At 65.1% G+C, this 24,895-nt stretch carries 20 protein-coding genes; 8 read left to right on the forward strand and 12 right to left on the reverse strand.

The genetic code is table 11. The annotated features are described in order from the left end of the window. Positions 1–5: 5 nt before the first annotated feature. The 3 genes from KA419_00225 to KA419_00235 form a co-directional block, all read right to left on the reverse strand. On the reverse strand, positions 6–1,028 hold the full coding sequence (locus tag KA419_00225) for a hypothetical protein (GenBank protein ID MBP7864343.1): 1,023 nt from the start codon (positions 1,026–1,028) through the stop codon (positions 6–8). Next, entirely contained in the window at positions 1,025–1,591 is a 567-nt protein-coding gene (locus tag KA419_00230; GenBank protein ID MBP7864344.1) for an HAD family hydrolase, read from the reverse strand. The genes KA419_00225 and KA419_00230 overlap by 4 nt, the downstream gene beginning before the upstream one ends. A gap of 187 nt (positions 1,592–1,778) precedes the next feature. Then, positions 1,779–2,027, reverse strand: coding sequence for a hypothetical protein (locus KA419_00235; protein ID MBP7864345.1), 249 nt, complete (start codon positions 2,025–2,027; stop codon positions 1,779–1,781). 133 nt (positions 2,028–2,160) lie between these two features. Here KA419_00235 and recO point away from each other — a divergent pair, with 133 nt between their 5' ends. Then, the gene (recO, locus tag KA419_00240) at positions 2,161–3,033 is read left to right on the forward strand and encodes a DNA repair protein RecO (GenBank protein MBP7864346.1); all 873 of its coding nucleotides are present in this window, start codon (positions 2,161–2,163) and stop codon (positions 3,031–3,033) included. A 192-nt stretch (positions 3,034–3,225) separates the two neighbouring features. On the opposite strand, the gene KA419_00245 is transcribed toward recO, so the two are convergent. Beyond that, positions 3,226–4,194, reverse strand: coding sequence for a hypothetical protein (locus KA419_00245; protein ID MBP7864347.1), 969 nt, complete (start codon positions 4,192–4,194; stop codon positions 3,226–3,228). 115 nt (positions 4,195–4,309) lie between these two features. On the opposite strand from KA419_00245, the gene KA419_00250 reads away from it, so the two are divergent. From KA419_00250 to KA419_00260, 3 genes are all read left to right on the forward strand, one after another. Next, positions 4,310–5,344, forward strand: coding sequence for a glycosyltransferase family 4 protein (locus KA419_00250; protein ID MBP7864348.1), 1,035 nt, complete (start codon positions 4,310–4,312; stop codon positions 5,342–5,344). A gap of 10 nt (positions 5,345–5,354) precedes the next feature. Then, a complete protein-coding gene (locus KA419_00255) occupies positions 5,355–6,245 on the forward strand; it encodes a hypothetical protein (GenBank protein MBP7864349.1) in 891 nt (296 codons plus the stop codon). A gap of 188 nt (positions 6,246–6,433) precedes the next feature. Further along, entirely contained in the window at positions 6,434–8,773 is a 2,340-nt protein-coding gene (locus KA419_00260) for a hypothetical protein (protein MBP7864350.1), read from the forward strand. Positions 8,774–8,915: 142 nt separating this feature from the next. Here the strand turns inward: KA419_00260 and KA419_00265 are convergent, their stop codons facing one another. After that, positions 8,916–11,030, reverse strand: coding sequence for a hypothetical protein (locus KA419_00265; GenBank protein MBP7864351.1), 2,115 nt, complete (start codon positions 11,028–11,030; stop codon positions 8,916–8,918). Between the two features lie 7 nt (positions 11,031–11,037). Further along, the gene (locus KA419_00270) at positions 11,038–11,322 is read right to left on the reverse strand and encodes a hypothetical protein (protein ID MBP7864352.1); all 285 of its coding nucleotides are present in this window, start codon (positions 11,320–11,322) and stop codon (positions 11,038–11,040) included. A gap of 223 nt (positions 11,323–11,545) precedes the next feature. Between KA419_00270 and KA419_00275 the strand changes: the two genes are divergently transcribed. The 3 genes from KA419_00275 to KA419_00285 all read left to right on the forward strand — a co-directional run bounded on the left by KA419_00275 (position 11,546) and on the right by KA419_00285 (position 14,270). Continuing rightward, entirely contained in the window at positions 11,546–11,830 is a 285-nt protein-coding gene (locus KA419_00275) for a helix-hairpin-helix domain-containing protein (GenBank protein MBP7864353.1), read from the forward strand. Between the two features lie 168 nt (positions 11,831–11,998). Further along, on the forward strand, positions 11,999–12,772 hold the full coding sequence (locus KA419_00280; GenBank protein MBP7864354.1) for a radical SAM protein: 774 nt from the start codon (positions 11,999–12,001) through the stop codon (positions 12,770–12,772). Positions 12,773–12,860: 88 nt separating this feature from the next. Next, complete coding sequence (locus tag KA419_00285) at positions 12,861–14,270, forward strand: M20/M25/M40 family metallo-hydrolase (protein MBP7864355.1); 1,410 nt, start codon at positions 12,861–12,863, stop codon at positions 14,268–14,270. 380 nt (positions 14,271–14,650) lie between these two features. Here the strand turns inward: KA419_00285 and KA419_00290 are convergent, their stop codons facing one another. The 6 genes from KA419_00290 to KA419_00315 form a co-directional block, all read right to left on the reverse strand. Next, positions 14,651–15,919, reverse strand: coding sequence for a TolC family protein (locus tag KA419_00290; GenBank protein ID MBP7864356.1), 1,269 nt, complete (start codon positions 15,917–15,919; stop codon positions 14,651–14,653). 261 nt (positions 15,920–16,180) lie between these two features. Beyond that, positions 16,181–19,384: an efflux RND transporter permease subunit gene (locus tag KA419_00295; GenBank protein MBP7864357.1), complete on the reverse strand. Its 3,204-nt coding sequence runs from the start codon at positions 19,382–19,384 to the stop codon at positions 16,181–16,183. A 4-nt stretch (positions 19,385–19,388) separates the two neighbouring features. Continuing rightward, complete coding sequence (locus KA419_00300; GenBank protein MBP7864358.1) at positions 19,389–20,570, reverse strand: efflux RND transporter periplasmic adaptor subunit; 1,182 nt, start codon at positions 20,568–20,570, stop codon at positions 19,389–19,391. Between the two features lie 16 nt (positions 20,571–20,586). Beyond that, positions 20,587–21,255 carry a TetR/AcrR family transcriptional regulator gene (locus KA419_00305; protein ID MBP7864359.1) on the reverse strand — a complete coding sequence of 223 codons (669 nt, stop codon included), beginning with the start codon at positions 21,253–21,255 and terminating at the stop codon, positions 20,587–20,589. A gap of 293 nt (positions 21,256–21,548) precedes the next feature. Then, complete coding sequence (locus KA419_00310) at positions 21,549–22,808, reverse strand: hypothetical protein (GenBank protein ID MBP7864360.1); 1,260 nt, start codon at positions 22,806–22,808, stop codon at positions 21,549–21,551. A gap of 174 nt (positions 22,809–22,982) precedes the next feature. Then, positions 22,983–23,684 (reverse strand): hypothetical protein, encoded by a 702-nt coding sequence (locus tag KA419_00315; GenBank protein ID MBP7864361.1) that lies wholly within the window; start codon positions 23,682–23,684, stop codon positions 22,983–22,985. A 287-nt stretch (positions 23,685–23,971) separates the two neighbouring features. Between KA419_00315 and zupT the strand changes: the two genes are divergently transcribed. Next, positions 23,972–24,871, forward strand: a complete 900-nt coding sequence (gene zupT / locus KA419_00320) for a zinc transporter ZupT (protein ID MBP7864362.1) — start codon at positions 23,972–23,974, stop codon at positions 24,869–24,871. The last annotated feature ends 24 nt before the right edge of the window (positions 24,872–24,895 follow it).

Here is a 24,895-nt window from a genome sequence, read left to right on the forward strand (position 1 = left end):
GGACGCTACCTCCGCTTCTCCAGGTGGTCGGCCTTGATGGCGCTCAGGAGTTCCTTGGACGAGACGGTGGCGGTCCCGCGCTTCATGACCACGAGGCCGCCGGCGTAGTTGGCCATGCGGGCGGCGGTCTCGTACGAGGCCCCGCAGGAGAGGGCCAGGGTGTACACGGCGATGACGGTGTCGCCGGCGCCCGTGACGTCCGCCACCTCGTCCGACCCGAACACGGAAATGTGGACGGGTTTCGTTCCCCGCTTGTAAAGGGACATGCCCAGCCGCCCGCGGGTGATGAGGATCGCGTCGAGGCCGAGTTCCTCGATGGCCTGCTCGGCGGCGGCGTCCATGCGGGCGAGGTTGTCGCCGATGGCGGTGTGGAAAGCGGACTCGACCTCCGAGATGTTGGGCGTCATGCTGGACACCTCGTGGAACCGTCGCATGGAGAAACGGCTGTCCACGACGATGGGGATGTTCCGGCGACGCCGGACGTCCGAGAGGTACGCGATCACCTTCTCCTGGATGAACAGGTAGCCGTAGTCGGAGACCACGATGCCGTCCACGTCGGGGAGGACCGCCTCGATTCGCTCGATGATCTCGTCCTCGGTGCAGGCGGGCGCGTCCAGCCGGCCCTCGTGGTCGATCCGGAGCATCTGCTGCATGGAGGAGTGAAACGAGCCGGCCAGGATGCGGGTCTTGACGGGCGTGGTGTGCTCCTTCCGCCGGAAGACGCCGGAGAGGTCGACCCCCGCGTCGCGGAAGAAGCCGGTGAGCCACTCCCCCGCCTCGTCCTCGCCCAGGACGCCCACGGGAAGGACCCGGGCCCCGAGGGACAGGAGGTTGTTGACGGCGTTGGCGCCGCCCCCGGGGATCTTGATGGTTTCATGGTACTTCAGGATGAGCACGGGGGCCTCCCGCGAGATGCGCGAGATCTCCCCGAAGAGGAACTGGTCGAGCACGAGGTCGCCGACGTGAAGGACCGTGGCTTTCTTGAATTTGTCGATGACCCGGGCGTATTCCTGGTATGTGGGTTTCATTCGTCCTCCTGGGACAGGATCCACCGGGCGGCGCTTTCCCAGGACGCCGCCTCGAAGTCGGGGGCCGGTGGCGCCCCCGTCGCCTCCCCCTTCCCGCTGCCGGAGAGGTCGAGCCGCACGGTCCGGCACCCCGCCCGCTTCCCGGCCTCGACGTCGTGTCCCTGGTCGCCCACCATGAAGGAGCGCCGCAGGTCGATGCCGAGGTCCTCGGCTGCCTGCAGGAGAAGGCCGGGCGAGGGTTTGCGGCAGTCGCACCCGATGCTGTACTCTGCCACGGCCCCCCCGGGCAGGTGGGGGCAGACGTAGATCGCCTCGAAACGCACCCCCCGCTCGCCGAAGATCCGGTGGAGTTCCCGGTGCACCGCTTCCAGGGACCCGGGCGGGATCAGGCCGCGTGCCACCCCGGACTGGTTGGTCACCACGACCAGTCGAAAACCGCCCCGCTGAAGGGATTCGAGGGCGGGGAAAACGCCGGGGAGGGGTTCGAGGCCCTGCGGGTCCGACAGGTAGACCTTGTCCGCGCAAAGGGTCCCGTCCCGGTCCAGGAAAACGGCTTTCGACATCGGGCGCCATCCTCTTCGACGGACCAGATTACCAGAATTCGGCAGGGCGGGCAAGCGTCTTCGTGTGGGGCGGTTTCGGGAGGGGAAGCTCCCGGGGGCGGGATGCGGCTTGCGGCGACACCCCCGGCCGGGAGAGCGTGCCGGGGCTTGCGTTGCACGGCTCAAGGGGCGCAGGGGGGGCGGGGGATCAGAACTCCGCCACGTGTTCCGCCAGGGGGTGGAGGTTGCCCAGAAGGATGGAAGCGGACCGCTGGAGCGATTCCCGCACGTCGTTGACGGCGAGGCCCAGGGAGAGGGCGATCCGCTGTTCGTCCCAGCCGCGGTAGTGCTTCTTCATGAAGATGTCCCGGTCCGCCTCCGGCATGGACCGGAGGGTTTTCAGGATGCAGGCTACAATCAACTGGTCGCGGCTCATCTTCGTGCTCCATTCCGACATTCCCGCCTCCCTGGATTGGACACGGGACACCTGAAAAAGGTTCATGTTGATGTCCATTCCGTGTTACCCTCACGGAACGGTGCGGCGTTTCACCGCTCAACCCTAGTACGACGGACGGCCCGGGAAGGTTCCGATGGCGGTGAGTCCGGTCCAGGACGAGGCGGTTGTCCTGAAGATCTACGATTACGGGGAGGCCGACGGCATCGCCGTGCTCCTCTCCCGTGCCCACGGCAAGGTGCGGGCGCTCGCGAGGGGGTTCCGGAAACCGAAGTTTCGCTCCGTCTCCCCCTTCACCCCCTTCTCCACCCTGGAAGTCAAGCTGAGGCCCGCGGCCCCGGAACGGCTCTGGTCCATCCTGGAGGTCACGGTGCTCGACGGGGGAGGGGCCGGGACGATGGATCTCGAAGCTTTCGCCCTCCGGTCCTACGCCGCCGAAATCCTCCTCCACACCGAGATGGACACCGCGTCCGGCGAGCGCTTCTTCCGGCTTTTCCGGGCGGTTTCCGCGGTGTGCGACGCCCGGCCCCCGCTCCTGCTGCCGTTGCTCTACTTCCAGGTCTGGGCCCTCAAGCTCGAGGGCATCCTGCCGGACCCCTCCGCCTGCGGCTCCTGCGGCGCGGTTTTTTCGCCCGATTACCCGCCGGCCGGGTACCTTCCCTCCGCCGCGAGCTTCGTCTGCCCGGCCTGCCGGGAGGCGCCCCGCCCGGCCGGCGCCGGTTGTTCCCCGGTGTCCGGGTCCGTTCGCGGGGAGGGACGGCGGCCGGCGACGGGGCCCGCGGCTTCCCCGGAAGACGCCCGGGAGTGGTTCGCCCTGTTGGCCGAAATCCTGGTTTCCCACCCGGCAAACCTCCGTGGAACCTTCCCCTGCGCCGCCCTGGGCAAGGCGGCGGCGGAGGGGTTCAACGAGGTGCTGAGCGAGTTCCTCGGGCGAAAGGCGCGGAGTTTTCCTTACCTCCTCGGGTTTCTCGGGGACCCTTGTCTTCCCGGGGACTTCCGGAGTTCTTAACAGAAAATGTGGAAAACCCCCGGGGATTCCCCGGGAACCTCCCCCCTATCGTGCACAGATTCAACCGGTTTTCCGCAATGCTCATTCTTTGTGCAGGACGGGGTTGGGACGACGGCAAACAAATGAAACAAAACATGATAACAGTTGGCAGCTTCCGGGGATGCCCGGGTTCGGGAGGGGGGGGCGCCCCCGTCAGGCGCCCAGCCGGGCCAGGAAATTTTCCAGGCGGATGCGTTCCCCCTCGGTGAGGTAGCCGGGGACCGCGCACTCCAGGAAGAGCGCGGGAAGGTCGAAGCGGGACAGTTCCCGGCCCCAGGAAGCCCGGTTGTGGGAAAAGGGTGCGTGGACGAAGATCAGGCAGCCGGCGCCGAGGGCCCGGAGTGCACGGCCATAGGCCCGGGTTTTCTCCCGGAAGGGCCGGGCGGCGAACGGAAGAAGGCCGGGTTTCGCCCGTTTTCGGAGGACGTCGAAGATCGCCTGGATGAACACCGGGCGGGCCCCGTGGCTCTCGAGTCGATCCAGGAGCCCCGGCCCCAGGAGCCAGTCGCCGAAGAGGGCCGGACGCGGGCCCGCGGGGGCGGCGGCAAGCCGGCCGGGGCCGCCGGCCCGGGGGGAGGGCGCGGGCCCGGGTTCCCGGGGCGGGGGCTCCCCCCGACCGGGATGGCGGGGCAGGCCGATCCCCGCCGCCAGGACTTCCTCGTAGGCCGCCGCCAGGGGGAGTAATATGTCGTTAAGTGCCGAATTGACGAATTGACAGGAGGGCCATCGCCGGCGCCGCGAAGAAGGCGGGGTGAGGCCTGCACCCGGGCGGTCGGCCGACGGCCCGCTCTCCCCCGGCCGCTCCGCCGGCGGGCCGGTCCCCGGGCCGAATGCCACGTGCCGGGGAAAGCCGAAGAGGGACCGGGCGGTCTCGTAGAGGGCGAGGTACTCGCGGGGGTCCGCCGGGGGGCAGTAGATCACCGTGTCGGGTTCGTTCTCGAGGAGGCTGTCCGCCAGGAGACGGAGGTGGACCGTCACGTTGCGGGGGAGCCCGAAACGGCGCTCGGCGGCCCGCTCCCTCCGGCGGATCTCCTCCAGCGGGCGGAAGGCGGCGAAGGGGTGAACCCGGCCTTCAGCCGGGACCGTGTCACCGAACGTGGTGGTGGTGAGGGCCCCTCGCATGGCGCCTATTATCCGGAAGGTCCCCTGTGGGAAGTCAAGCGGTTTTTCCCCACTTTTTCTTGTCTCTTCCCTCCGGGTTCGTTAAAATGCCCTTTTATCGGCCCGTGAGGTTGACATGAAGATACTGCTCGTCTATTCCCATATCCCGCATCATTCGTCCCACTCCGGGTACGACATGCTGGCCCGGCACATCCCCTTCTCGTCCCAGTACCAACCGGGGAAGATCTTCCGGTGGCTGTCGTCGAAGAACCCCGACAAGTTCAAGCGCTTCAAGGCGATCCACTCCAACTGGTACCATTTCAACCACTTCTCGATGGAGATGGAACTCTCGTTCCGCATCAACCTGGTCAACCGGACCATCGTGCACTTCCTTTACGGCGAGAACAATTTCCGGTACATGGCCCGCTTCCCCATCCTCCGCGGGAACCGGACCGTGGTCTCCTTCCACCAGCCGCCCGGGAAGTTCCTGGAGGTGATCCCCGATCACAAGGGCATCTTCCGGGCCGACGCCATCGTGGCGGTGGGAAGCAGCCAGATGGACTTCTTCCGGAAGCTCTCGAAGCGGGACAACATTTTCCTGGTGCCCCACGGCATCGACACCGACTACTTCACCCCGCCCGCACAGCGCGAAGACGACGGGGTCCTCCGGTGCATCTCGGTGGGGTGGTGGCTCCGGGACGTGGACAAGATCCGCTCGGTCATCAAGACCCTCGGCCAGATCCGGAACAGCCGGGTGGAGTTTCACATCGTGACCTTCCCGTGGTGCCACGAGTTCTACGCGGGCCTCGAGAACGTCCATCTGCACTCGGACATCTCGGACGACGCGCTGCGTGACCTCTACCGGAAGAGTCACCTCCTTTTCCTCCCGCTCAAGGATTGCACGGCGAACAACGCCGTCCTGGAAGCCATGGCGTGCGCTTTGCCGGTGCTGACCACCGACGTGGGGTCCATCCGGGATTACGTCGGCGAGGACAACGCGGTGATCGCTCCGGCCGACACCGAGGAGCCCCTCCTCGACGCCCTGCTGGAGTTCCAGAAGGACCCCGCGCGGCTCAAGGCGATGGGCGAGGCCTCCCGGGTGCGCGCGGAGAAGTTCGCCTGGCCCGTGGTGGGGCGGCAGATGATGGACGTCTACCGGAAGATCGGCTGAGGCGCGGGGCATGCTGGCGCTCTGCCCCCACTGCGGGAAACCCATCCGGGTGGACGAGCCGGGATGGGTGCAGTGTCGGCACTGCGACCGGAAGGGGTGGGTCCCCGACCCGATGAATCCCGATGCCGGCCCGCCCCCGGAGGAGCCCCCCCCGGACCCGTTGCCGGCGGAGCCGGCGGCGGCGGTGGGCGAAGCGGGCACGGAGGTCGTGGCTGACGGGGAGGCGGCACCGCATCCCAGCGAGGATCGGGCGCCGATCCCGTGGGAAGACGGGCCGGCGGGGGGCGGTCTTGCCCGTTTCTTCCGGACCCTGGGCGCCGTGCTTTTCCACCCGAGGGCCTTTTTCACCGCGTTGCCCGGAAGCCGGCCGTCACGACGCGTGCGGGGTTTCGGGTTCATCGTGATCGTGACGGGCCTGGTGGGGCATTTCGCGTCCCAGTACCTGTCCCTGAAGTTCTTCGAGTACGCCCTGTCCGCCCGGCTTTTGGACCCCCCCATGGACGAGGTGGCCCGGTCGATGCTCGACACCCTCCGCACCCTCCGGATCGACGGCGGTTTCTTCCTCGTCTCCAGTGTCCTCTCGCCCCTCTGCGCGTGGGTCGTCCTCTGGTTCACCACCAACCTCCTGGCCCTCTCCTGCGCCCTCCGGGCCGCCCAGACGCCGAACGAGGCCATGGCCTCCCGGATCGTCCGGCTGACCGGCTACGTTTACGCGCCCTGGGTCTTCCTCGTGGTCTTCCCCCTGGGGGTCCTGTGGGGCTTTTTACTCTTCGCCGCCGCGGCGCGCTTCGCCCTGGGGTTCACCTGGCCCCGGGCCCTGCTCACGTCCCTGGCCAACCTGCTCTTCCTCAGCTTCTTCTACGAGACCTGGGTCCGCCTCCACGTCTGGTTGGCCACCTGAGCATGATTCATGTTTCACTCCCTGATCCTGGGAATCCTCTGGTGGGTCGTACAGAATGCCCTCCTCCTGAGCCTTTCCCAGATCATCGTGCGAAAGCTGGTCATCCGAGGCCATCGAATTTTATTTTTGTCGATTTTGCATGGCGCAGTGCCAATGCTCGAAAAATCAAGATCACACCATGGTGAAACATGAAGCAAAACCTATCGAAAGAAAAAGAAACAGACACCGTAAGAACATTCACGGGTTTTATCCGCATTACCATAGTGCTTTGTATTGCTTTGCCTCTGATTATCATCGGTTGGAGCCAAATCGCACATCGTGATGAGTCGGAGTATTCTGATTTCTACCAGGCAATGGCCGGAGTGATCTGTTTGGCCTTGGGCTTTACCCTTCTCTTGACATTGAAAAAATTGGAGGCCTTCCTCGCGTTGCATGCACGACATGCGGTAATTTTCCTGGACGAAATGCCAGACCAGTGGATCCCTCTTGCCATCATTGGGAGTGCAGCAGGCAGTCTGGCCCTCGAACTGGCGATCATTCGCTGGCAAGGTACGGTGTGGGAAGTTTTCGCTTTTTATAAAAATTTCAGCCTGCTGGCCTGTTTCGCTGGTTTGGGGTTGGGGTATTCCCTGGCCCGAAAAAGCAGAATTACCGCAATTTTGATTCTGCCTTTGCTTGCCTTCCATGTATTTTTCCTGGTCACGTTGAGACACGGACTGAGTGATCAACAACTTGGTTTGATTGTCTCCCCGATCAAAGAGCAACTCAACATGGGATTCAGTATTGCGGCGACACCCATGAGATTATTTACGACCCTCCTCTTTCTCGCCGTTTCCATGTTGTTGACAGCTCTTCCATTCATTCCTATCGGCCAGATCTGCGGACGCCTCCTCAATCGGACTGCATCCCTGAAGGCGTACGGCATGAACCTGGCAGGGAGCATCATCGGTGTTCTCCTCACATTGATACTCAGTTTTTTTTGGACTCCCCCTGTCATCTGGATGATTCCCTGCCTGTTCGTCCTGGCCCTGTTGCAAGCTTACAGCATTCGTGCGATCGTTGTCAGTTTTAGCGCTTCGCTGGTCCTGATCCTCATCCTCACCTGGCCTGTGTCAACGGGAATCGAGAATATCTATTCGCCCTATCAATTACTGGAGAGAATGGGATCACCCTCTTCTCCGGTTTACATCCGTGCAGCCGGTCACTACTTCCAGAAGGTGCTGGATCTGTCCAAAATCAACCAGGATTCGGATCCGTCGATTCGAGCATGTGCAGACTATTACGAATTGCCGTATCGCCTTCATCCCCACCCCACTCAGGTCGCGATCGTGGGCTCCGGAACAGGCAACGATGTTGCTGCGGCCTTGCGCGCACGCATCCCCCGGATCGATGCCATTGAAATCGACCCTGCCATTATTAGACTCGGCAAAACATTCCACCCGGAATCACCATATTTATCCCCCCATGTAAACATCATCAATCAAGACGCCCGGCAGTTCCTCAGAACGACGGAAAATCAATACGACATGATCGTTTATGGACTCCTTGACTCTCATACGCTGCTGAGCCAGGCCTCCAGTATCCGTTTGGATTCATTCGTCTACACGGTAGAGGGTATTCGGGACGCCAGAAAACACCTAAAAGAGGACGGCGTCATCGTGTTGTCATTCTGCATCATTTCCAATGAGATAGGTCGCAAGATCTATCTGATGATGCAACAAGCTTTCGATGGAATTCCTCCCATCTGCCTTTTCACGCATTATGATAATTCAGTGATGTTTGCCCAGCGCAAGAATGGAAATCTGGTCGTCAAACCCGAGCTTCTCACTAACCCGTTATTCTCGGAGCGCACTTCGACTTATGCCGATCCTTCAATCTTGGCCGATGTCTCGACCGATGATTGGCCGTTTTTCTACATGCCGAGGCGGGTCTATCCCGTTTCCTACATTTGGATGATCCTGCTGATAGTGCTTATCTCCTTAACCTTGTTTTTCTCGTTCATGGACGAGCGTCCAAAAAGCAATCTATTGCCTTTCTTTTTTATGGGTTGCGGATTCATGTTAGTCGAAACAAAGGCGATCACTGAGCTGGGTCTCGTCTTTGGAAACACATGGCAAGTGATCGGCGTCGTCATTGCAGCGATCCTTGGCATGGCTTTCCTTGCGAATGTCGCAGTCTCCAAGATGAGGCGGAGATGGCCCATGGCGGCATTCTGCCTGATCATCCTTTCTCTGATCGGGGGGGTGTCGATTTTGTATTCCGGCGGTTATTCCGCCTCACCCTGGGGGCAGATCATTGCATTGATCGTATTGACATCTCCTATGTTTTTTTCCGGGATTGCTTTCTCGTCCCTGATCGCTGACACGCACAGCATCAGCGGCGCCATGGCTGTAAACATGTTCGGGGCCATGTGCGGCGGACTGTTGGAGTACAACTCGATGTATTTCGGGTTCGGTTTTCTGTATTGGATCGCCATGGCCTTCTATTTGATGGCCATGTCGATGTACTGGATGAAGCGATCGACCTGATTTGGAAGTTAATGAAACGCAAGTGAACGTGTTACCGATAATGTCGGTTCCTGGTCTGCAATCCCGATCGTTTCCTGCGGGAACACTGACGGTGATTTTTCGCGCAATTGTGCTTCTCTTCCAAACATACTATCGACGGCATTCACCAGGCACGGTCGGACCCCGCAACACGGAAGAGACCCCAGATACCCCAATGCCCAACGATCGGCCTGAAGAGATCGGGTCTCGACTCCATCCATACGAGCTCGATCGACTGTGGAGCGAATGATACCACCTCTGTCACGCCTCTCCGGTGGAGACGTTCCACCCACGCGGCCGGGTCTGCTGTCCGGAACAGTTCCTCGAGCACAGGAGGTTTTCCAAACGGGCAGATCCGCCCATCGTGCGAGACAGGTACATAGACGAGTTCGTTTTGGAGCGATCGCCCCAGAAACGGTGCGGCGAACCAGTTGTCGAGATTCTGGAACGGTCCGGAGGTGACGGCAATCCGGCGTGCAAGGTTCGGATCATCGACGGCGAACGCGGCCGGGACCCAGTATTTGGGTACGTCATGGATCGCCGTGTCGAGCCGATAGAGTTCCTGCCGGTACACACCCTGGATCACTTGGAGAGACCCGAGCCACACGGCCGCGATGGCGAGGCATGCCGCCGCGGGCGCCACAACGGCCCTTCTGCCAATCCTGACCGCGAGAGTCATCGCAATGAGTGCAGCGGCCGAGATCAATGCGATCAGGCTCGTTGCACGTCCGGAGGCCCCAGTAAAGGACTGGAGCCCACTTGTCGCCAGGAAGAACAGGGTAGCGCCCACCATGACACGTCCCCAAACGCGGGCCGCCATTGAGGAGTCGCGGCACCAGCAGAGGCTGACCAGAGGCAGGAGGGCGACAGCGGGGAGTAAAAACCGCGCGCTTGAAGCGCTCCAGTAGTGTCGGATCAACGAAAATCCAGGCGTGTAATAACCAATCAAGGTCGTTAGGAAAACGGCCCCACAGAGGACGAGTGCACCTCGGTGCCGGGCCCGGAGCTGACGGAGACCCGGGCGGATCGCCACCAACGGGAGGAGGGCGAGAAAACCGAGCGCTTCGTCTCCGCTGCCGGGTATCCGAAAGACCCGCCGCAAGACTCCGGTTTCGGCGGCGACGTCGTAAGCTCGCAAGCCAGGCCTGTCCATGTACCATTCGACTTCGGGTGGAGCGACCCCCAAGACCAAAGGCCCGACCCGGGCCGGGACCGGAGAAAGCCACGCTCCGGTCCGTGAGTGCGTTCGGAGGAGCCATGGGCTGACTACGAGGAGAAACGCCACAACACCTGCAACGGCGAATCGTCGAGCCGCCCTTCCGCCGGTCCGGTACGCCAGTGCGACAAGGATCGCGAGGACCAGCGCTGCAGTCGGGATCACTGATATTTTTGTAGCCGCAACGACACCAAGCACTCCTCCAGCGAGAAAAATAGCCGCGGGTCGTCTCCCCTCCCACGCGCTCACTCCCAGGACGAGTGCCGACGAGAGGGCGGCGAGCAACCCGACCTCCACGTATCCGCTTCCCACAAGGAGGAAAAGTGTCGGCAGGGAGAGGATGAACCCGGTTGCTCGTGATGCGAAGGGCTCTTTCGCTCCCAGGAGCCGCGCAAGGACGAACAGGGCGAGTCCAGCCCCGAACCACTGCGTAACCTCCACGGCACCGGCCGGCGCGGCCGACCGGAGTGGCAGCATGCCCCAGGCCGTGAAGACCTCTCCCCCCGCCGGCATGTTTCGGTAGTAACCCCAGGGACCGGTCCCCTCCATCGTGTCGATGCCACCGTTTTGGATGAACATCCCGGCTTTTACACCGTGGTAAGTGAGTGTGTCCCAACCGATGGGGGGGACGACTAGCGCCCGGAGGAGCCCGGGGGTAGCGAGAGAGGCGAAGGCGAGGACGACCCAGCGGTGCCGGCTGCGTCGAATAGCCCGGGACAAGCGGCGGAGGAACACCACCTCCCGTCCCCCCCAGGTTTTCAGCGTCTTCCGCCCTCCTGCCATGATGTATGCTCCGGCCGCCGACAACCCTGCGAGCACTGTCACCGGGGCGAGAGCGAACCCCCGTACCGCCGCCAGGAGGTGGAACAGGATCGACAGAAACCAGGCCAGAAATGCGAGCGAAGCCACCCATCGGCCAAGCGCCCCGCGGACGGCTTTGAGACGCCACCCCACCACCCAGGCGACGAAAAGGAAGCTCAAGGCGAGTAACAGGGCCGTCATCGTCCGGACGATGGACTCCATGAACGGATCAGCCTTTGGTCTGGCAAGCGGAGGAAGCCAAACCCGGTAGCGAAGAGTTGACGAAGATGTCGGTGCCGTTCGGGCAGGTCCGGTTGACGGAGGTGTCGGAGAAGGGGACAGCTGACCATGGGCGGAAGCTCAGAAACGGGAGTTCACCCTGGTCCGGCATCTTCACCTGCTCCGGGCGTTTCCACGCGACAATCAGCGGGGCCATGCCTTCGATTGAGATTGCCGCCAGGACCGGGCACAAAACCCAGACAACTCTTCGCGGCAAGGAAAACCGTACGCGCATGGGCCCTCCTGCGTTCGTTCCCCGTGTGAGATCCGATCCCATGTTCGCACGGGAAAAGTGCCTTGTCAACCGCCCGGATGAGTGAGTGGCGATGGCACTTGCCGGATTCGAATGAGCATCGTGGACATCCGGCATTTTCGGGGGAAAATGGGTGTCCTGTTTCTCTGTTGCTCCCTGGCGCGTCTCCCGCTATCATCAACGGGAAGATCTGCTGGAGGAAAAGATGGCCAAGAGAAGAGTCGACCGTATTGATCAGTGCTCCTGCCTTGAGGACCTCCCGAACGTGGGGAAGGCGACCGCCGCCGACCTCCGGCTGCTGGGCATCGAGCACCCCGCCCAACTGACGGGCCGGGACCCGGAACAGCTCTACCGGGCCCTCTGCGAGAAGACCGGGTTCACACAGGACCCGTGTGTCCTCGACGTCTTCCGGGCCGTCGTCGCCTTCGCCGAGGGGGGCGACCCCCGACCCTGGTGGGCGTTCACGCCGCAGCGCAGGGGAAAGAAGTGAATTGCCGGGCCGCCAGCCGAAGGATGCCCCGGTTTTCATCGGAAGGGGTGCCCGGGTCCGTCCCGCCCCGGCCCCCGCGGGAGTGGGCGCCCAGGCTGGTCCGGGCATCGGGAGGCCCGACCCGTGGGCGGCCCTGAACGCCCCCCCGACGGCGCGTTCGGCCCCGCCGTGCGGGCGGTGCGGGTGAAGAGCGTGCTCTCCCCCTCCAAGATCCGCGGGATCGACTACTCCCTCAACCCCTACGTCGGCTGCGCTTTCGGGTGCCGCTACTGCTACGCGGACTTCATGGGCCGTTTCGCGGGCCACGCCGGCGAGACCTGGGGCCGCTTCGTGGACGTCAAGGAGAACGCGCCGGAGTTGCTGCGCCGGGAGTTGGTCCGCAAGAAACCGGGGGTCATCGGGCTGAGCCTGGTGACCGACCCCTACCAGCCCCTGGAGGGGGAGCACGGCCTCACCCGCCGCTGTCTGGAAGCCATCCTCGAACGCGGGGATTTCGAAGTCTCGGTCCTGACCCGCTCCCCCCTCGTCGTCCGGGACACCCACTTGTTCCTGGCCCTCGGGGACCGCGCCCAGGTGGGCCTTTCCGTCACCACCGACGACGAAGACGTCCGGCGGCTTTTCGAACCCGGGGCCCCGCCTGTCGACCGGCGCCTCGAAGCCCTCCGAACCCTCCGGGCGGCCGGTGTCCACACCTACGCCTTCGTCGGCCCCGCCCTCCCCATGAACCCCCACCGGCTGGCCTCCCGGCTCGCCGGGATCGTGGAGTTCGTCTACCTCGACCGGCTCAACTACGCCTGGAAGGTCCGGGAGATCTACCGCTCCCACCGCCTGGAGAACCGCCTCGCCCCGGGATATTTCCGTTACGTCGCCAACGCCTTCCGCTCCGTGCTGGAAAAGGCCGGCATCCCGATCCGCCCGGCCGGCGATTCGACCGGGGGGTGAATCAAACCGGCGCCGAATCCGTAGACGTTGTTTCAAAACGTTCATCTCATCAATGGGATGGAACGTAATCCAGTTCAACGGGGAAACCATGAAAACGAAAGGGACACTCAGCCTGGTCATCCTGTTCTGCCTGGGGGGCGCGGCCATCGCCGGACTGCCCGAGCAGGCGGACCCGAAGCGCCTGGAAACCTGGGTCGCCGACCTGAGCGCCCCGTCCATGGGCGGGCGCCTGACGGGCTCCCCCTCCGGGAAGGCCGCCGAGGCGTACGTGGAGGACGCCATGCGGGCCACCGGCCTGGAGGTGCGCACGCAGGAGGTCCGCTTCCCGCTCTGGGAGGTCCTGCCCGGCGCCTCGCTGACGCTCCTTGGGCAGGGGGACGCGAAGCCTCACGCTTACGCCTACCTGGACGAGTACCGGGAAGTCGACTACTCCGGCTCCGGGGACGTGACCGGGGACCTGGTCTTCGCGGGTTTCGGCCTTCAGACCGCGACCGTGGATTCCTATGCCGGGGTCGACGTGAAGGGGAAGGTGGCCGTGATCCTGTCCGGCAAGCCCGAGGGGGTCGAGGCAGAGGATGCCCGCGTCGATCGCAAGCTCGACACGGCCTCACGGAAAGGGGCCGCGGCGGTGGTTTTCATCCCGCAGGGCAAGATGGGCGAGCGGGTCGAGGAGAAGGGGGACGAGGCCGAGGTCCAGGCGACCGACCTGAAGCGGGACTTCCATCCCGAACTGTACCACGCGGACCTTCCCGCCGTCTTCCTGCGTCGGAAAGCGGCCGAGACGCTCCTGGGCATGGCCCCCGAGGCGGCGGCCAGGGCGCCGGCCGCCCGTGCCCTGGGCAAACGGGTGCATCTGGTGCTCCAGAGCCGTCTCTGCCGGGAGGCCGTCAGCCGGAACGTGTTCGGCATTCTCCGGGGATCGGACCCGGCCCTGGCGGAGGAAGTGATCCTCGTCGGGGCCCACTACGATCACCTGGGCGCCGGCGCCGACGGGCGGATCTTCTTTGGCGCCGCGGACAACGCCTCCGGGACCGCGGTGGTCCTGGAGGCGGCCACCGCCTTTGCCCGGTCGGGGGTCAAGCCGAAGCGCACCCTGGTCTTCGCCCTCTGGTGCGCCGAGGAGCAGGGGTTGTACGGGTCCACCCACTACGTGACGAAAGAGCCCCTCTTCCCCCTGGCCAGGACCCGGATGATGATCCAGCTCGACTACCTGGACGACCAGTACGGGCCCTGCATCTCCAACCCCGATGACAACCCGGTGTTCGTCAGCTTCGTCGGGAAGGCCTTCGAGGAGAAGAAGCTGATCCCGCTCAAGCTGGGCGGGCAGTGCGCCAGCGACGACTGCCCCTTCCTGGCGGCGAAGGTCCCCGCCTACCGCTTCATCGCCTACGGCGACCACCACCACCGCAGCACGGACACGGCGGAGAACCTCAGCCTGACCATGCTCAAGAACACCGCCGACCTGGTCGTCGCCGGCCTGCGGAACGCGGCCTACTGACGCGGATCGCGGCGTTTTGCGTCCTCGCCCCGGGGGGATCGTGTACGCCGCGCCCACACGCCGCCGGGATCGTGTACGCCGCGCCCTCGCCTTGGGGGATCATCCCCTCTGAGCCTTCACCCCGCCAGGGGTGAAACATTTGTAGAAGAATCAGTTATAAAATTCCCCCGCCCCGCGCCGCCGGCCCGGGACGGTGCTCCGGAGCACGCTTCACCCCCGGCGGCGCGGTCAAAGCAGCGTGGGGTCAGCGCAGCCCGAAAATGCGCCGCCGTGGGGTTTCTCCTTGGGAATGGGGTTGGCGTGCCGGTGGCGGCACACTCCTGGAGCGCGGTGGATGCGGCGTCAGGAGGGTGCGTGCAAGCTGAAGCTTGCGCCACCCCTTACTTTTCGGACGTGTCCAGGGTGCCCGTGACCCAGTCGAGGGTGATGCCGGCCACGATGAGGTCGCGACGGGCCTTGGCCAGGTTGAAGCGGACGGCGTTGACGTTCTGCTGGGCGTCGTCCACCTCCAGCCGGGTCTTGACGCCGTACTGGAAGCCCAGTTCGGACATCTTCAGGAGTTTCTCGGCCTCCGCCACGGTGCCGTGGAGGGCCTTGAGGATCTCGGAGGACTCCCGCAGCTTGCTGAGGGCGTCCCGCACCTGGAGGGCGATGGCGTCCCGCAGCCTGGCTTCCTCGATCCGGGTGGACTCCACGTCGCTGCGGGCCTGGATGACCTTCCCCTTCGTGTAGCCGCCGTCAAAGGCGGGGAAGGTCATCCGGACGCCGACGCTGGTGGCCCAGCCGCCCCCCTGGTTGCCCCCCATCCAGAGTTCGCGCCACCCGGCGCCGCCCGTCAGGTCGAGCCTCGGCTTGTCCCCGGCCGCGTAGATCTTGACGGCGTCCTTGTAGATGGCCAGGCGGTGGCCGATCTCCTTGAGCTCCGGTCGGTTGTCCAGGGCCCTGGCCTGGGTGAGGTCGAAGGGGGGGATGGGGCCGGGCTCGGCCTGCAGGTCGCCCGCGACGTCCACGTCCTCGTTGTCGAGGCCCAGGAGGAAGCCCAGGTGGTCCCGGGCGATGCGGATCATGTTCTCCGCCTTGATGATCTCCGGGCTGGCGTTCTGGACGGCCACCTCCGCCGCCAGGACGTCGTAGTCGGTCGCCACGCCCTCCTGGAAGCGGCGGCGGGCCTCGTCGAGGTGGCGCTCCTTCTGCAGGCGGTTCTCCTGGGCCAGTTTCAGGAGTTCCCGGGCCAGCAGGATGTCGTAGAAGGCGGCGGAAACGTCCCGGACCACGGCCTGCCGGTAGATTTCAAGCTGGACCTCCGCGTCCTTGACCCCCTCCTTGGCCGCGTGGATGGCGGCCCCCACCTGGCCCCAGGTGTAGAGGGCCTGGGTGAAGCCCACCTCGGCGTTGAAGGCGTAGCTGCTGGTGGGGAAGTCGAAGCCTTCGAACATCACGCTCTGGCTGCCGTCGGACTGGTGGCTGACCCCGGACGTGACGGTGAGGTGGGGCAGGGCGGCCGAGCGTTCCTGGATGTAACGGCCATGGACGACGTTTCGGAACTCCTTGGCCTTCTGGATGTCCTTGTTTCGCTCCAGGGCGACGTTCACCGCCTCCCGGAGCGTGACCACCCGGGCCGGCGCCGAGGCCGCCACATGCGAAATCACGAATCCTGCCAGCAGGATACACAGGGTATGAGTGCGTACGTCGGAAATTTTCATCTTGACCTTCCTGATCCGGACGACCGGATATTGACCACGAACCACACGAACCACACGAAAAACCGGAAGCGGGCCTTGCGCGAGGCGGTCGGCCGACCCATCGCCCCCGGCGCCGTCGGCGTTTTGCCGCGGCCTTGCCGACCGTCTTTTGGACCCGCGAAAGCTGAAGCTTGCGCCACCCTTCCCCTCGGAGCCCGTGCCCCGCGCTCAAGGCGCCTGGTCTTCAGCGGCGGCCAGGGCCGGCTCGAGTTCCGCTCCCGACGGTTCTTTTCGCTTCGCGTCGTGGACGTGCCCGTTGGGGTTGGCCGCCAGGCCCAGCCGCTCCAGCCGGCGCTGCCGGCGGCGCCGGAAGAAGGACGTGACGTCGTCGAGGAGGGTGTACACCACCGGCACCACCAGCAGGGTCAGGAAGGTGGAGGTGATGAGCCCGCCCACGACCGCCCGCCCCATGGGGGCCCGGAACTCGCCGCCCGCACCGATCCCCAGGGCCAGGGGGAGCATGCCGAAGATCATGGCCAGGGTCGTCATCACGATGGGCCGGAGCCGGGTCCGCCCCGCCTGGATCACGGCGTCCCGCCGTGAAAGGCCCCGGGTTCGCAGGGCCTTGGCGAAGTCCACCAGCAGGATGGCGTTCTTGGTGACCAGCCCCATGAGCATGATCAGGCCGATCAACGACATGATGTTGACGGTGTCGCCGGTCAGCTTGAGCATCCCCGCCATCCCCACCAGGGAGAGGGGCAGGGAAAGCATGATGGAGAACGGGTCGATGAAGGACTCGAACTGGGCGGCGAGGATCAGGTAGACGAAGACGATGGCCAGGATCAGCGAGTCCGCCATGTACCCGAAGGATTCCTCCATGATTTCGTTCTCGCCGGAGAAGACGTACCGGTAACCGGGCTCCAGGGGCATTTTCGCCGTGAGGTCGAGGGCCTTCTGGACGGCGGTGCCGAGCGGCAGACCGTCCAGGTTGGACTGTACCACCACCTCCCGGGAGAGGTCCTGGCGGTTGATCTCGGCGGGCGACACGCTCCGCTGCGTCTCGAGGAGGTTGCCCAGGGGGATGAGGGAGGTCTGCCCCAGCGGGCTCCGGGCGGTCAGGAAAAGGGTCCTGACCTGCTCGGGGTTGCGCCGCAGGTCTTCGGGGAGCCGGACCTTGACGTCCACGGCGTCGCCGTCCTCGTCTTCGTAGGTGGAGACGGCCTGGCCGCCCACCAGGGCCCCCAGGGTCCGCGCCACGTTGACGGTGGAGAGGCCGGCGTCGGTGGCCCGCTTGCGGTCCACGGTGAAGCGGAACTCGGGCATGTCGTACTCGAGGGTGGCCTCGAGGTCCACGATCCCCGGGACCGCCTGCAGACCGGCCTTCAGCCGGGCAGCGTAGGCTTTCAGCCTGGGGATGTCCTCGCCGCGGATGGAGACCATCAGCAGTTTCCGATCGTCCAGGCGTCCTGCTTCCATGATGGACGACTGGATGCCGGGCGTGGCGGACAAAATGGCGCGCGCCTGGCGCATCACCTGGAACTGGTTCCGCTGGCGGAGTTTCCGGTCCTTGAGCTTCACGTAGACGGCCCCGTCGCGCACGGTCCCCCAGTCCCCGGCCCCGATGGTGGCGTAAGTGTGCTCGATCTCGGGCAATTGTTTGAAGCCCGCCAGGATGGTCTCGATGCGTCCCCGGGTCTCCTGGAAGGAGGCGCCCGGCGCGCTCTTGAACAGCACCTGGAACTCGCCCTGGTCCTGCTGGACCATGAACTCGCTCTCCAGGGAGCCGAAGATCGCGATGCCGCCGACGAACGCCCCCACGGCCAGCAGCACCACGACCCACCGGAGGTTCAGCGCCCAGCCGATGAGCACGCGGTAACCGTCCGCCGTGCGGTCGAACCAGCGGTTGAAGACGTCCAGGAGTCGGGTGAGGATGCTTCGGCGGCCCTTGTGGAGAATGGACGGGTCGATCCACCGCGACGACAGCATCGGGTCCAGGGTGAAGGAGACAAACAGGGACACCAGGACCGCGAAGGTGATGGTAATCCCGAACTGATAGAAGAAGCGTCCCATGATCCCCTTCATGAAGGCCACGGGGACGAAGACCGCCACGATGGAGAAGGTGGTGGCCAGGACCGCGAGGCCGATCTCGCTGGTGCCCTTGCGGGCGGCCTCGAAGTGGTCGCCGCCGTGCTCCAGGTGGCGGACGATGTTCTCCCGGACCACGATGGCGTCGTCGATGAGCAGCCCGATGGCCAGGGAGAGGGCCATCAGGGTCATGACGTTGAGGGTCATGCCGCCGAAGTTCATGATGATGAAGGAGGCGATGACCGAGATGGGCAGGGTGAGCCCCGTGATGACCGTGGAGCGCCACGAGTTGAGGAAGAGGAAGACGATGAGGACGGTCAGGATCCCGCCGATGATCAGGGTCTCCTGGACGTCGTGGACGGAGTCCCGGATCCAGAGGGAACCGTCGCGGACCAGGTCGAGGGTGGTTCCGGGGGGCAGTTCCTGCTGCAGCCGGCGGAGTTCCTTCTTGACGGCTTCCACGACGTCCACCGTGTTGGCGCCCGACTGCTTGAGGATGTCGAGGGCCACGGCCGGGACGTTGTCGATGAGGGCCAGGGTCCGCTGTTCGCGGGTCCCGTCCTTCACCTCGCCGACCTCTGACAGGGTGACGGGGCGCCCGTTCCTGCCCCCGATGATCATGGACTCGAACTCTTTCACTTCCTTTGGTTTGCCGGAGATGCGGGCGGCGTACTCCTGGTTGCCGTCCGTGAGCCGCCCGAGCGGGGTGTTGACGTTCTCGGACGCCAGCCCGGCGATCACCTCGTCCACGCCCATCCCGAGGGCGTTCAGCCGGTCCGGGTTGATGTCGATGCTGACTTCCCGCTTCTGGTCCCCCACCATGTCGGCCTTGCCGACCCCGGGGAGGTTCTCGAGGCGCCGCTTGATGCGTTTCTCCACGAGGGTGGTGATCTCGCGGGGCGAGAGTCGGTCGGAACGCACGGCCACGGAGGCCACCGGCATGGCCGAGAAATCCAGTTTCTGGATGATGGGCTCCTGGATCCCCTGGGGCAGGTCGCCGCGGATGGCGTTGATCTTGGCCCGGGCGTCCTGGGAGGCCTCGTTGATGCGGACCTCGAGCTGAAACTCCACGATGACGGTGGAGACCCCCTCGCGGGACTGGGAGGTCACGTGTTTGACGCCGGGTATGGGGTTGAGGGCCTCCTCGATCCGCTTGGACACCTCCCGCTCCACGGTTTCCGGGGAGGCGCCGGGGAAGACGGTGATCACGGAGAGGACCGGGATTTCCACGTCGGGGAACATGTCGACGGAGAGCCGGCGATAGGAGAAGATCCCCAGGGTCACCAGCGCCAGCATCATGACGGTGGCGAAAACCGGCCGCTTGATGGAAAGGTCGGAAAGAAACATGGGTCTACCTCGCGCCGGCCGCCACGGCGTCACCGTCGCGAACCTGGAAACTTCCGCGTAAAATGACTTTCTCGCCCTCCTTCAGCCCGTCGACGATCTCCACGTTCTCCCCCGCCACGGCGCCGGTCGTCACGGCGCGTTTGCGGGCGACGGCCCCCTCCACCACGAAGACCTCGCCCTTGCGGGCCTTCATGTCCCAGTTCACCAGGGCGGCGCGGGGGGCCTGGAGGACGGCCGGGCGCTCTTCGGTGAGGATCCGCCCCTTCACGTACAGCCCGCCCTTGAGGATTTCGGGGGTGTTCCGCACCTCGGCGACCAGGGTCAGGGAGCGGTCGGCCTCGTTGACCATGGGGTTGATGTACTTCACGGTGCCGGTGAAGGTCTTTCCGGGGATGGCGTCGGTGGTGAAGTCGAGGGACTGGCCCAGCTTCACCTTGTCCATCTCGAAGGAGGGCACCGTCACGGTGAGTTCCAGCAGGGAGTTGTCCACGATGAGGAACATGATCCGGGGGCTGCCCATTTCGCCGGCCAGGTCGCCCACGTTGACGTCCCGCCTGGCGACGACGCCGTTCATGGGGGCGGTGATCAGGGCCTTCGAGAGCCGGGTTTTCGCGTGCAGGACCTCTTCCTCGGCCGCCGCCACCTGGGTCTTCACGGCGGCCGTCTGGGCCTCCGCGGCCTGCTTGGCCGTCAGGGCCTCGTCCAGGGCCTGCTGGGTGGCCAGGCCGCCGTTCTTGAGCCTCACCATGCGGTCGTACTCCCGGTTGGCCCGGGCTTCCTGGACCTGGGTCTGCAGCAGGCCGGACCGGGCCACTTCCACGGCCGCCTGGGCCTTCTTCAGCATGATCTCGGCCTCGCGGGTGTCCAGTTTCGCCAGGGCCTGGCCCCGGCTGACGCGGACCCACTCGGTGACGTAGACGTGGGTGACGATGCCGGCGTACTCGGACTTCACCTCGGCCTTGAACTTGGGGACGAGGGTCCCCGTCACCTCCACGCCGGCCGTGAGGGGCCCGACGGCGACCGGAGCCACGTCCACGGGCACCGAGGGTTTCGCGGCGGGGGCGGACTTGGCCGTGGCGGCCGGCGTCGCCCCCTGCGAGGCGTCGCTCTTGGCCAGGCATCCCGTCAGGCAGGCGGCAGCCAGGAGAAGGAGGGCCAGTTTCGGGAAGGATCGGTCTATGCGCATGGTACCTCCAATCGTTTCAAACTCGGCCCGGGGGGAGGATCCCCCGGAAGACGATGTCCAGGAGCCGGCGGTGGTCCGGCATGGGGTAGTTCTCGATCTCGGGGCAGAGGAGCAGGTCCAGACGATAGATGACGGCGGCCATGAGGGCCTGCGTCATGTCGAGAGGGTCCAGGGGGAGGAATTCCCCGCGGCGTACGCCCTCCTCCACCCGGTCCAGGATGACCCGGTTCCACTTGATGTGCTTGGCGTGGAAATCGATGAAGGGCACCCCCTGGGGCGGCCCGTAGTAGATGGCGTGGAACAGCCGGACCACCGGCAGGTGCCGGCGGAAGAGGTCCACGACGTCGTCGAAGAGGGCAGTGATCTTCTCCCGCACCGTGGGGCAGTGGGCGTAATCCCGGTCGAGCACCTCGTCGAAGAGGGCGAAGGCCGTCTCCATGATCTCCCGGTAGATCCCTTCCTTGTTCGCGAAATAATAGTAGAGAACCGGCTTGGTGACCCCGGCGTCCGCGACGATCTCGCTGACGGAGGCCGCGGCGTACCCCTTCCGGTTGAAGACCTCGGTGGCCGCCTTCAGGAGCCGCTCCCGCGCCCCGTCCGTCGCGGCTGCCTTTTCCGCAAGGATGCTCCCGGTCCCCTCCCGATTCGGCGACCTTTCCGTCCCGATCGTACCGTTGATTTCCATTTCACCCTCCCCCCGCGGATCTCGGCGGAACCGTCCGCCGTCTTTACCTACCGGAAGGTAAACCAGGTCGGGGGATCTGTCAAGGGATTTTTCCCAACCCGGATCAACCGGGAAAGGGACCACGAAATACACTGAATACACGGAATATACAGATACACGAACGGGGTGCCGGGGCCGAGGGTCGCTGAGCACGACGGCCACGATTCATCGGGTCGGACCCTAAACTTCAGGAAGGGGGACAGGAACAGGTGTTATGAATTCGCGGACACTGGCGATGGTCGCGGAATGTCACGTCAGTGGCGGTCCCTGTTTGCGGGGACCGCCATCGACCACCCTTTCGGGTTGAGGGGGATCACGAGGTCCTTCTGGCCGATCTGCGCGCTGCGGGCCGCCCACTGGTAATCGATGAAGGGCCGGGAGTGGAAGCCCGACGTGAGGGAGGACAGCAGCGCGAGGCCGAGCAGCGACAGGGTCAGGTGCCGCCTCCAGGTGTTCCGCTTCTCCATGAGCAGCACCAGGCACCAGACGACCACGACGTGGAAAAGGAAAAAGTACCGGGGGCCCGCGGAGGAGGGGACCAGGGTCCCGGGGTCCGACCGGAACTTGTACAGGGTGGCCAGCACCACGATCGTTCCGCACCCGAGGAGGACGGCGGCCGGGTACTGCCGGCCTTCCCTGGCCGCACGGTGGAGAAGGCAGGCGAGAAGGCCGATCAGAAGGGCGAGGAGGGCCCAGGGGCTGACGTGGTGGGGGAGGGATTTGCCCAGGAAGAGGTTGCCGAAGCAGCGGACCCCGGCCACCTCCACGTAAGGGGCGATCTGCCGGATCACCGGGCCGGTCGCTTCCGGGGGGTGGCCGGCGAAGGTGAGAAGCTGGACAGCGGCCACCGTCGCGGCGGCCGCCAGCAGGATCGTTGCGTGCAGCCCACGGTCCCGGATCCGTTTCCAGACGAAAAACGGCAGGAACAGGACGGCAAACGGCCCCGTCAGGCCGCAGAGGATCACGGTCCCGAGGTCCGCCGCCCACTGGAGGGGGAGGTTGCCGAAGGCCTTGCCCGGGGGTTTCTTGAGGATCGTGGCCACCAGCAGGATGGCGAGGACCCACTGGATGTTGGTGAGGGAGAGAAACACCTCGTTGGTGAGGTGGGGAACCAGGACGATCGCCAGGGCCAGGGCCGGCTTGCCCGGCAGTTCGAGCCTTCGGGAGAAAAGGCCCGCGACGACCAGGAGGTTCAGCAGCAGGCTGGCATAGTTGTAGGCGTGGGGCAGGGCGGCGTACGGGAGGAGGGCGCCGGAGACGAGGGCCACCAGCCGGGGAAACAGGTGGAGGTACCCGGCATAGGGCTCCCAGACCGCCGAGGGCCCCAGGGTGTAGTCCTGGAGGAAGAAGACCGCCCCGTCCTCGGCCCAGAACTGGGGATTCAGGAAGGCATCGGTTTTCCGGACGAACAGGATCAGGGCCGCCGCGGCCAGGACCAGGCAGACGGTCCGGCGACGGTTTGCCGGCAGGGGTTCCGGCCGGAAGCCGGGAGGGCGCTCCCGGTTTCCGAACAAACGCCACTTCCTTCTCGTCAATTTCGCAGGTGTCGCCATTGACATCCTTGGCCCGCGGTTCATCGCTCGTTTCCCGGTGGGAACCGGCCCGGTGTGATGGGCGTCGCGCCGGAACAGCGTCGGCACGGCCGGGTCCGCCACCGGGCACGGACCGGACGACCCGCGCCCCCGCGCTCAGTACCAGGGGGCGGTGAGGAGCCGGAAGGTGGCATAGCCGAAGACCACCAGGCCGATGGACACGAAGGCCCACCGGATACCGGATTTGAGCACCATCGCGACCCCCGTGATGAACAGGCTGACGGCGTAGAACAAACTCACCTGGCTGAATTCGTCCCCCTGGTCGCCGGCCGTGCGGCCCTCGTCAAACTTCTTTTTCGCCTCCCCGAACGCCTGGTTCGCGGGGCCCAGCATCTGTTCAATGTACTTCTGGTCAAGGTCACGCTGCTGAATCCTCTGGATGAGCTCAAGGGGCATGTCGGGGGGCTGGGGCTTTCCGTTGACCGGCCGGTATTCCGCGGGGACGCCCAGCGCCTCTTGCCCGGCATCGCTCATCCGGTTTTTGTACAAGTAATTGATCAGGTTAAGGTCGCGCAAGCGGGCCAATGGGTCAGAAGCGGCGGCGGCGCTCAGCAGCAGCTGCCGGGCCTGGACGTCCATGGCGTTGTCCGAGGACATGAGGGTCACGGCGAAATTGAAGACGGCCGCGGCGTTGGAGGTCCGGGCGTTCGCCTCGCCGTAGGCCAGCGAGGAAGCGCTGTTCCACTTGCCGTTCTGGTAGCTGGCCACCGAGGCCCCGACCGCCCCGAGGCCGAGCAGGACGGCCACGACCAGTTCGAATGTCTCAAAGGGCTTCTTCGCGTCCGGATTTTTCCCCATGGGAGACCTCGCGGTTTCGGCAGGTCGGAATCCGGCCCCGGCCCGACCTCGGGTGACGATTCCCGGGTCATTGTACCAGAAGACGCGGCGGGGGAAAGCGGGATCTTTCACCGGGATCTCCGGGCGACGACGGGGGCGCCGGGCCCCCGGCACGGGCGATGACCCGATTCCAAACCTGCCCGGTCGCCCCCGGTCCTTTCCTGTTTGACTTGAGGACTGTTCCCGCCTATGCTGGCGACCGGGTCTCCCCGGGGGGGCCGAAGGTTCAGCGTGAGGGGATTTCACCCATGGACGTTCTGTTTGCACTGGGGTTGACAGCATTCGCCGGGCTCGCCACGGGCCTCGGGAGCGCCATCGCCTTCTTCGCCAGGCGGACCAACTACCGCTTCCTCTCCATCTCCACGGGGTTCTCCGCCGGAGTGATGCTCTATGTCTCGTTCGTGGAGATTTTCTACAAGGGGGCGGATTCCCTGGGCGCGGCGTACGGCAGGACCTTGGGGAACTGGATCAACACCGGGGCTTTCTTCGGGGGGATCGCGCTGATCGCCGTCATCGACAACCTCATCCCCTCCTCGGGGAACCCCCACGAGACGCACACCCGCGAGGAGATGGCCCCGCTCCGGGACCCGTCGGCGGACCTGCCCGACTTCCAGGCCATCGCCGACAACCCCGCCTCCGCCGCGCCGGGGGCCCACGACCACCGGGTGGCCGAGCACAGGCTCCTGCGCATGGGGCTGTTCACCGCCCTGGCCATCGGGATCCACAACTTCCCCGAGGGCTTGGCCACGTTCCTGGCCGCTCTCGAAAACCCGGGCCTGGGCGTGGCCATTGCCATCGCCATCGCCCTTCACAATATCCCCGAGGGCATCAGCATCTCGGTCCCGATCTACTACGCAACCGGCAACCGGAGGAAGGCGTTCACCTACTCGTTCCTGAGCGGGCTCGCCGAACCGGTGGGGGCCCTGGCCGCCTACGCCCTGCTGTGGTTCCTGATCGGCGGGCCGGGCGGCGTGGTGCCGCCCCAGGTCATGGGGATCGTCTTCGCGGGGGTGGCCGGGATCATGGTCTACATCAGCCTCGACGAGCTGCTGCCCGCCAGCCGCCTCTACGGGCGCGGTCACGACAGCCTGCTGGGGCTGCTCGGCGGGATGGTGGTCATGGCCCTGAGCCTGCTGGTCATGCAGTAAGGCCCCTGGCGAGCCTTGAAGGCC

The organism is Acidobacteriota bacterium, from assembly GCA_018001935.1.
Lineage (GTDB): Bacteria > Acidobacteriota > JAAYUB01 > JAAYUB01 > JAAYUB01 > JAGNHB01.